The organism is Stenotrophomonas maltophilia, assembly GCF_013464485.1.
Taxonomy (GTDB): Bacteria; Pseudomonadota; Gammaproteobacteria; order Xanthomonadales; family Xanthomonadaceae; genus Stenotrophomonas; species Stenotrophomonas maltophilia_AW.
The window spans coordinates 1-7,965 of sequence record NZ_RAUX01000073.1; the positions used below are offsets into that span (position 1 = coordinate 1).

The 7,965-nt window shown below is 66.2% G+C and carries 11 protein-coding genes; 10 read left to right on the top strand and 1 reads right to left on the bottom strand.

Features of this window, described 5'->3' with window-relative positions:
- Positions 1–80 precede the first annotated feature (80 nt).
- On the bottom strand, positions 81–956 hold the full coding sequence (locus tag D7Y61_RS22000; protein ID WP_180869323.1) for a folate-binding protein YgfZ: 876 nt from the start codon (positions 954–956) through the stop codon (positions 81–83).
- Positions 957–995: 39 nt separating this feature from the next.
- On the opposite strand from D7Y61_RS22000, the gene D7Y61_RS22005 reads away from it, so the two are divergent.
- The 10 genes from D7Y61_RS22005 to D7Y61_RS22050 all read left to right on the top strand — a co-directional run bounded on the left by D7Y61_RS22005 (position 996) and on the right by D7Y61_RS22050 (position 7,947).
- A complete protein-coding gene (locus tag D7Y61_RS22005) occupies positions 996–1,166 on the top strand; it encodes a DUF1674 domain-containing protein (protein WP_005409075.1) in 171 nt (56 codons plus the stop codon).
- Between the two features lie 56 nt (positions 1,167–1,222).
- On the top strand, positions 1,223–1,615 hold the full coding sequence (gene sdhC, locus D7Y61_RS22010) for a succinate dehydrogenase, cytochrome b556 subunit (RefSeq protein ID WP_024958620.1): 393 nt from the start codon (positions 1,223–1,225) through the stop codon (positions 1,613–1,615).
- Entirely contained in the window at positions 1,612–1,998 is a 387-nt protein-coding gene (sdhD, locus tag D7Y61_RS22015) for a succinate dehydrogenase, hydrophobic membrane anchor protein (protein WP_005409077.1), read from the top strand. Before sdhC ends, sdhD begins: the two co-directional genes overlap by 4 nt.
- A gap of 31 nt (positions 1,999–2,029) precedes the next feature.
- Positions 2,030–3,820: a succinate dehydrogenase flavoprotein subunit gene (gene sdhA / locus D7Y61_RS22020; protein WP_180869325.1), complete on the top strand. Its 1,791-nt coding sequence runs from the start codon at positions 2,030–2,032 to the stop codon at positions 3,818–3,820.
- Positions 3,821–3,886: 66 nt separating this feature from the next.
- Entirely contained in the window at positions 3,887–4,672 is a 786-nt protein-coding gene (locus D7Y61_RS22025) for a succinate dehydrogenase iron-sulfur subunit (RefSeq protein ID WP_005409079.1), read from the top strand.
- 98 nt (positions 4,673–4,770) lie between these two features.
- The gene (locus D7Y61_RS22030) at positions 4,771–5,019 is read left to right on the top strand and encodes a succinate dehydrogenase assembly factor 2 (RefSeq protein WP_005409080.1); all 249 of its coding nucleotides are present in this window, start codon (positions 4,771–4,773) and stop codon (positions 5,017–5,019) included.
- The gene (locus tag D7Y61_RS22035) at positions 4,970–5,419 is read left to right on the top strand and encodes a hypothetical protein (protein WP_106467711.1); all 450 of its coding nucleotides are present in this window, start codon (positions 4,970–4,972) and stop codon (positions 5,417–5,419) included. Before D7Y61_RS22030 ends, D7Y61_RS22035 begins: the two co-directional genes overlap by 50 nt.
- A 23-nt stretch (positions 5,420–5,442) precedes the next feature.
- Entirely contained in the window at positions 5,443–6,684 is a 1,242-nt protein-coding gene (locus D7Y61_RS22040; protein ID WP_049447601.1) for a lipoprotein-releasing ABC transporter permease subunit, read from the top strand.
- A complete protein-coding gene (lolD, locus tag D7Y61_RS22045; protein WP_180869327.1) occupies positions 6,677–7,390 on the top strand; it encodes a lipoprotein-releasing ABC transporter ATP-binding protein LolD in 714 nt (237 codons plus the stop codon). Before D7Y61_RS22040 ends, lolD begins: the two co-directional genes overlap by 8 nt.
- A gap of 107 nt (positions 7,391–7,497) precedes the next feature.
- Entirely contained in the window at positions 7,498–7,947 is a 450-nt protein-coding gene (locus D7Y61_RS22050) for a DUF6491 family protein (protein ID WP_180869328.1), read from the top strand.
- Positions 7,948–7,965: the final 18 nt, after the last annotated feature.

Below are 7,965 nucleotides of genomic sequence, written 5' to 3' on the forward strand. Positions count from 1 at the left end.
GGCCGGCACTACCATTTCTTCGCCGAAGGCGTGCGGACCAACGGTCCGTACCCACCGCGTGGATGAGGGACCTTCAGGCTTCAGCGCACCAACCCATCCAGCAGCGGCACACGCTGCGCTGTGGCGCCGCCCACCTGCAGTTCGGCGTCGCCGGCCTCCAGTGGCAGTACCGCCAGCGCCAGCTCACCGGCCACGCTGGCAATCGTGCCCAACGCTGCGCTGTCCTGCTGCACGCCATCGCCGGCCTGCGCCGGCGCGGCGGTATGCAGCAACTGCACCGCGCGCTTGGCCTTGCCGAGGAAGTGGGTGCGGGCAACGATTTCCTGGCCCGGATAGCAGCCCTTCTTCACGCTGTAGCCGTTCAGGCGGTCCAGGCCCAGCTGCTGCGGGGTCCACACTTCGCGCTGGCTTTCTTCCAGTCGCGGCAACCCGTAGCGCAGGTCGGCCTGGCGCCAGGCCAGAGCGAAAGCGGCTTCATCGGTTTCGCTGCCGGCGGCAAAGGCGTCGGCGGCGCCAATGCGCAGGGTGCGCGGCAGGGCATCGCTGCCCAGGTCAAGTTCCCAGCCGTCACCGGCGGCGTGCGCGATCGCGGCGCCGCTGGCGGCCTCCGGCGCAGTGAACGCTCCGGCCACGGCCAGATCGCCGCGCACCTGCACCTTCACCTTGCGACGGAACACGAAGCGCTGCAGTTGCGACGCAATCGCATCGGCATCGCCGTCGGCCAGCACCAGCATCACGTGGTCGTCGGCCAGCCGAAGCAGCTGGAACACCGCCAGGGTGCGGCCCTTGGCGCTCAACCAGGCGCTCCACTGCCAGTGCAGCAGGGGCAGGGCAGTGACGTCGCTGCTGAACTGGGCGTGGGCGAAAACGGCCGCATCCACACCCTGCAGGCTCAGCAGCTGGTGGCCGGGCAGGCGCGGATATCCGACGAAAGCAGGGGGCAGGTTGTCAGGCACGTGAACGAGGTCTAAAATTTGTGCGTTGCGAGACCGAACATGATAGGCCAAACAACCCCCACTCCCGACGACGAATCTGAAGCCCCGCTGGTCCCTGCGGCACCCGTGCCCGTGGAACAGGAAAAAGCAGAGGAATTCGGCGGCCGCGGCGGACTCGATCCGGTGCGGTATGGCGATTGGGAGAAAAACGGACGCTGCATCGATTTCTGATCAGCATTGAGCCAACGCGGCCACGTGCCGCCCAGCCGAGACAACGAGCCCAGCGAATGGCGACCAGACAACGCCCACTTTCCCCGCACCTTCAGGTGTATCGCTGGCAGATTCAGATGGCCACCTCGATCCTGCATCGAGCCACTGGCGTCTTTCTGTCTGTTGGTGCCCTCATCATCGCTGCCGGCCTGCTGGCCCTGATGATGGGGCCCGAGTCCTGGAACTGCTTCACCGGCCATGCCGGGGCCTGGTATGGCCGCGTGTTCCTGTTCGCGTGGACATGGTCGTTCGCCTATCACCTGTGCAATGGCATCCGCCACGTGGTGCAGGACTTCGCCATCGGCTTCAGCATCCCCGCCTTCATCCGCAGCAGCTGGCTTTCGGTCATCGGCAGCCTGGTGATCACCCTGCTGGTGTGGGCCTATGTGATGTTCGGAGGTGCCGCGTGAGCAAGTTCCGTACCCCGTTGAAGAACGTGCGCGGCCTCGGTTCGGCCAAGACCGGCACCGAGCACTTCGTGCACCAGCGTCTGACCGCCGCCGCCCTGGTGGTGCTGGGCATCTGGTTCCTGGTCTTCGTGCTGGGCCTGCTTGGCTCGGATTACGCGACTGCCGCCGCTGCCGTGGCCAAGCCGTGGAACGCAGTGCCGCTGATCGGCCTGCTGATCGCCATGTTCTGGCACGCGCAGCTCGGCATGCAGGTCGTGCTGGAAGACTACATCCACGAATCGCTGCTGGCCCTGGTGCTGCAGACCGCGGTGAAGTTCGTCGCCGTGCTCGGCATGATCGTCAGTGTGTTTGCGGTGGGCCGCATCGCCCTCGGCGTTGCCTGAGCCCAGGCACCTACACAGGAATCCAGATTAGATGTCCGCTTACAAGATCACCGAACACAAGTACGACATGGTCGTGGTCGGCGCCGGCGGCGCCGGCCTGCGCGCCACGTTCGGCCTGGCCGCCAAGGGCCTGCAGACCGTGTGCCTGACCAAGGTCTTCCCGACCCGTTCGCACACCGTTGCCGCCCAGGGCGGTATCTCGGCCGCACTCGCCAACATGGGCGAGGACGACTGGCGCTACCACTTCTTCGACACCATCAAGGGGTCGGACTGGCTGGGTGACCAGGATGCCATCGAATACATGTGCCGTGAGGCCATCCCGGCCATCATCGAGCTCGAACACTATGGCGTGCCGTTCTCGCGTACGGCTGAAGGCAAGATCTACCAGCGTCCGTTCGGTGGCATGACCACCAAGTACGGCGAAGGCCCGGCGGCGCAGCGCACCTGCGCGGCGGCCGACCGTACCGGCCACGCGATGCTGCATACCCTGTACCAGCAGTCGCTGAAGCACGATGCGCGCTTCATGATCGAGTACTTCGCGCTCGATCTGATCTTCGACGAGGAAGGCGCCTGCCGCGGTGTGCTGGCCCTGGACATGTCCGACGGCACGCTGCACCTGTTCCGCGCCCAGGGCGTGGTGCTGGCCACCGGCGGCTACGGCCGTGCGTACTTCAGCGCCACCTCGGCGCACACCTGCACCGGCGACGGTGGCGGCCTGGCCATGCGTGCCGGCATCGCCATGCAGGACATGGAATTCGTGCAGTTCCACCCGACCGGCATCTACGGTGCCGGCTGCCTGATCACCGAGGGTGTCCGCGGTGAAGGTGGCATCCTGCGCAACAGCAGCGGCGAGCGCTTCATGGAGCGCTACGCACCGCACTACAAGGACCTGGCCTCGCGTGACGTGGTCAGCCGTTCGATGACCATCGAGATCCGCGAAGGCCGCGGCGTCGGCGAGCACAAGGATCACATCCTGCTCGACCTGACCCACCTCGGCCCGGGCGTGATCGACGACAAGCTGCCGGGCATCGCCGAAAGCGCGCGCATCTTCGCCGGCGTCGACGTGCACAAGCAGCCGATCCCGGTCATTCCGACCGTGCACTACAACATGGGCGGCATCCCGACCAACTACCACGGTGAAGTGGTGCGCAAGGTCGGCGACAACCCCGATGCGGTCGTGCCGGGCCTGTACGCCATCGGCGAAGCGGCCTGCGTGTCCGTGCACGGCGCCAACCGCCTGGGCTCGAACTCGCTGCTGGACCTGGTGGTGTTCGGTCGTGCGGTGGCCAACCGCTGCGCCGAGACCATCAAGCCGGGCGCGTCGCACAAGCCGCTGCCGGCCGATGCCTGCGACAAGGCGCTGGGCCTGCTGGACAAGCTGCGCCACGCCAACGGCGATACCCCGACCTCGGTCATCCGCGATCGCATGCAGCGCACCATGCAGGCCGACGCGGCGGTCTTCCGCACCAGCCAGACGCTGAAGGAAGGCTGCGAGAAGATGGACAAGATCTTCGACTCGTTCCAGGACGTGAAGGTCTCCGACCGTTCGCTGGTCTGGAACTCGGACCTGATCGAGACCTACGAGCTGAACAACCTGCTGCTCAACGCGGTGGCGACGATCAACTCGGCCGAACAGCGCAAGGAAAGCCGCGGCGCGCATGCGCACGAGGACTTCCCGGACCGCGACGACGTCAACTGGCAGAAGCACACCCTGGTCAGCGTCGACGATAAGGGCAAGTGCAGCTTCGACTACCGTCCGGTGCACATGTACACGTTGACCGACGACGTGTCCGTAGTGCCGCCGAAGCCGCGCGTGTACTGATCCGACCCCGCCTACCATGCAATCCGCGCCCACGGGCGCGGGCCGCCTGAGCCAACGAGAGCAGCCATGGCCGAGTTTTCACTCCCCAAGAATTCCAAGATCACGAAGGGCAAGCACTTCCCCGTCAAGAACGGCGGCAAGAACGTGCGCACCTTCAAGATCTACCGCTGGAGTCCGGACGACGACAGCAACCCGCGTACCGATACCTATGAAGTTGATCTGGACGCCTGTGGCCCGATGGTCCTGGACGCCCTGATCAAGATCAAGAACGAGATCGACCCGACCCTGACCTTCCGCCGCTCCTGCCGCGAAGGTATCTGTGGTTCGTGCGCGATGAACATCGACGGCACCAACACCCTGGCCTGCACCCGAGCCATCTCGGACTGCGGCAAGAAGGAAGTGCCGATCTACCCGCTGCCGCACATGAACGTGGTCAAGGATCTGGTTCCGGACCTGACCCACTTCTACGCGCAGTACGCCTCGATCAAGCCGTGGATCCGCACCCAGACCCCGGCACCGCCGGACCGTGAGCGCCTGCAGTCGCCGGAAGACCGCAAGAAGCTGGACGGCCTGTACGAGTGCATCCTGTGCGCCTGCTGCTCGACCAGCTGCCCAAGCTACTGGTGGAACGGCGAGCGTTACCTGGGCCCGGCGATCCTGCTGCAGGCCTATCGCTGGATCATCGACTCGCGCGATGAGGACACCGGTGCGCGCCTGGACGATCTGGAAGATCCGTTCAAGCTGTACCGCTGCCACACCATCATGAACTGCGCCCGGACCTGCCCGAAGGGCCTGAACCCGGCGCTGGCGATCGCCGAGATCAAGAAGCTGATGATGGAACGCCGCGCCTGATCAGGCCCGGCTGTACCCGGTAGAGTCACGCCACGCGTGGCTGTGCCACCCCAGTAGAGCCACGCCATGCGTGGCTTTGCTGTATCTGGAGAAACACGATGGAAGAAGACGTTCTGCTGAAGAAGCTGCGCTGGCGCTGCCGCCGCGGCATGCGTGAGCTGGACCAGCTGTTCGGCCGCTACCTGGACCACGAGTGGAGCACTGCGCCGACCGAAGAGCGCGAGGTTTTCCTGTTCCTGCTTGATTGCGAGGACGATAAGTTGTGGCGCTGGTTCATGGGCTATGAGGCCTGTCCACATGCGCACGCGATCCCCCTCATGCAGAAGATCCTCGCCCTCAAGCCTTGAGTGGCGCCCCTCGCGGCTGCAGGCCGCCGCCCAGTTGGCGGTGCTGCTGGCTGCGCCCTGGCTGCTGCGCGCATCGGATCTGCCTTCACGGTTGCTGATGCCCGCGGTGGTGCTGGCCTGGGTCATCGGGTTTGCCGAACTGGCCTGGAGCCAGCGCAGGCCACGCGTGCAGGTGCTTCTGCCGGTACCACCCGAGCCGCTGCAGGTGGCCGGGCAGGACGTCGATGAACCACGGTTGGTCGTGCGTGGGCCTTGGCTGCTGTTGCTGTGGCGTGAGGATCGGCGGCGCCGGCGCCTTCTGTTCTGGCCGGATGTGCTCGATTCCGGGCAGCGACGTGAACTGCGACTGGCCGTGGCCGCACGCGGCGTTTCCCGTAGGCCCCGGTCGATGGCACCATAAGCTGAATTGACCGGCGTGCCTGCATGTTCAAACCCATTCCCGTGGCCATTGGCCTGCGCTACCTGCGCGCCAAGCGCCGCAACGGCTTCATCTCCTTCATCTCGATGGCATCGATCCTGGGCATCGCGCTCGGCGTGACGGTGCTGATCACCACCCTGGCGGTCATGAGCGGTTTCCAGAAGGAAATCCGCAGCCGCCTGCTGCAGATGACCGCGCACACCACCATCAGTCGCGACGGCGAGCCGATGCCGGACTGGATGCGCGTGGTAGACGTGGCCCGCAAGGACCCGCGCGTGGCCGGTGCCGCGCCCTACATCGAGATCCAGTCGATGATCAGCGGCCCGCGCGTGCAGGGCGCGATCATCCAGGGCATCGATCCGGCGCTGGAGCCGAAGGTGTCGGTGATCGACAAGAAGGTCACCAAGGGCAGCTATGACAGCCTCAAGCCAGGCAGCTTCAACCTGCTGCTGGGCAAGGAGCTGGCGATCTGGCTGGGCGTGGACGTGGGCGACCAGGTGCTGGTGACCTTCGCCGAGGTGCAGGGCACGCCTGCCGGCGCAGTGCCGCGGATGAAACGCTTCACCGTCAGTGGCATCTTCGAGGCCGGCTACAACGAGGTCGACCGCGGCGTGGGCTTTGCCAACATGCAGGACCTGGAGCGCGTGCTGCGCAGCGACGGTGCCACCGGCGTGCGGCTGAAACTGCACGACATGGACCGCTCGCTCGAAGTGGGCGTGGACCTGGCGCAGAGCCTCGGCGGTGCGTACCGGGTGAGTGACTGGACCCAGCAGAACGCCAACCTCTACCACTCGCTGCGCATGGAAAAGGTGGTGATGGGCATCCTGCTGTCGCTGATCATCGCCATGGGTGCCTTCAACCTGGTGTCCTCGCAGGTGATGCTGGTGACCGACAAGCAGGCCGACATCGCCATCCTGCGCACGCTGGGCCTGACCCCGGGCGGGGTGATGCAGGTGTTCATGGTGCAGGGTTCGCTGATCGGCATCTTCGGCACGCTGGCCGGCCTGATCGGCGGCATCACCCTGACCCTCAACCTGGAGCGCATCCTCGGCGCCATCGAGAGCGTGTTCAACGTCAAGCTGCTGCCGGAGGATGTCTACTACATCACCGGCCTGCCGACCGACATGCAGACCGGCGACGTGGTGGCGATCACCGTGGTCGCACTGCTGATGAGTTTCCTGGCCACCCTGTATCCCGCCTGGCGGGCAGCACGCACCCAGCCGGCGGAGGCCCTGCGTTATGAATAAGGTCTTCAAGCGCGGCGATGAAGTGATCCGCGCCGAAGCACTGGGCAAGACCTACGCCGAGGGGCGCATGCAGACCCCGGTGTTCGACGGCCTGGACCTGACCGTGACCGCCGGCGAAACGGTGGCGATCATCGGTGCGTCCGGTGCCGGCAAGAGCACGCTGCTGCATCTGCTGGGTGGCCTCGACATTCCGACTGCGGGTGAGGTCTACGTGACCGGCCAGCGCATGTCGGCGCTGTCGGATACCGCGCGCGGCCTGCTGCGCAACCAGGCGCTGGGCTTTGTGTACCAGTTCCACCATCTGCTTCCCGAGTTCACTGCGCTGGAAAACGTGATGATGCCGGTGCTGCTGGCCGGCACCGCCGTGGCCGAGGCGAGCAGCCGGGCCACCACGCTGCTGGAAGCGGTCGGCCTCGGCCATCGCCTGGACCACAAGCCGGGCGAGCTGTCCGGCGGTGAGCGCCAGCGTGCGGCCGTTGCGCGTGCGCTGGTGAACCATCCGGCCTGCGTGCTGGGTGATGAGCCAACCGGCAACCTGGATGACCGCACCGCTGCGACCGTGTTCGAGCTGATGCTGGAACTCAACCGCGCGCGCCATACCAGCCTGGTGCTGGTCACCCACGACCGCAGCCTGGCGCGCCGCCTCGATCGCGTGCTGGAGCTGCGCGAAGGTCGCCTGCACGCACTGGCCCACGCCGACGTCTGAGCGGCCGGCAACGGCCGCCTCCCGGGGCCTGAACGGGTTTACCTGCCATCGCGCCGGCCGCACGTCGGTCGGCGCATGATCGCAGCAGGTTCCCCGAGGAGATCGCCATGAAGACCCCGATCCTGATCGCCGGACTCTGCCTGGCGCTGGCCGCCTGCGCGACGACCGGCCGGCTCAGCAGTACCGAGAAACTGGATCTGTACCGTGCCCACGCCGGCGCGCCGCAGAACGATATGCAGTTCTTCGGCAGCCTCAATGGCTGGACCGAGCTGGGTGACAGCGCGCTGGCGGTGTGGACGCGTCCCAGCGAGGCCTATCTGCTGGAATTGAGGGGTCCCTGCCAGGACCTGCCGTATGCCACCGCCATCGGCCTGACCAGCCAGATGAACCGTGTCTCGGCGCGCTTCGACAAGGTGCTGGTGCGCGACCCCGCCGGCGGCCCACGCCTGCCGTGCTTCATCGACAGCATCCGCAAGCTGGACGTGAAGGCACTGCGTGCCTCCGAGCAGGAACTGCGCCAGGCGCAGGTGCAGGAGCGCGAGGAAAACGCGAAATAGCGCGGTAGTGCCGGCCGC

Bases quoted from the DNA above. Each gene is read 5' to 3' on its own strand.
- D7Y61_RS22005 (WP_005409075.1), top strand. From the start codon at position 996: ATGATAGGCCAAACAACCCCCACTCCCGACGACGAATCTGAAGCCCCG.
- sdhC (WP_024958620.1), top strand. From the start codon at position 1,223: ATGGCGACCAGACAACGCCCACTTTCCCCGCACCTTCAGGTGTATCGC.
- sdhA (WP_180869325.1), top strand. From the start codon at position 2,030: ATGTCCGCTTACAAGATCACCGAACACAAGTACGACATGGTCGTGGTC.
- D7Y61_RS22025 (WP_005409079.1), top strand. From the start codon at position 3,887: ATGGCCGAGTTTTCACTCCCCAAGAATTCCAAGATCACGAAGGGCAAG.
- D7Y61_RS22030 (WP_005409080.1), top strand. From the start codon at position 4,771: ATGGAAGAAGACGTTCTGCTGAAGAAGCTGCGCTGGCGCTGCCGCCGC.
- D7Y61_RS22035 (WP_106467711.1), top strand. From the start codon at position 4,970: ATGCGCACGCGATCCCCCTCATGCAGAAGATCCTCGCCCTCAAGCCTT.
- D7Y61_RS22040 (WP_049447601.1), top strand. From the start codon at position 5,443: ATGTTCAAACCCATTCCCGTGGCCATTGGCCTGCGCTACCTGCGCGCC.
- lolD (WP_180869327.1), top strand. From the start codon at position 6,677: ATGAATAAGGTCTTCAAGCGCGGCGATGAAGTGATCCGCGCCGAAGCA.
- D7Y61_RS22050 (WP_180869328.1), top strand. From the start codon at position 7,498: ATGAAGACCCCGATCCTGATCGCCGGACTCTGCCTGGCGCTGGCCGCC.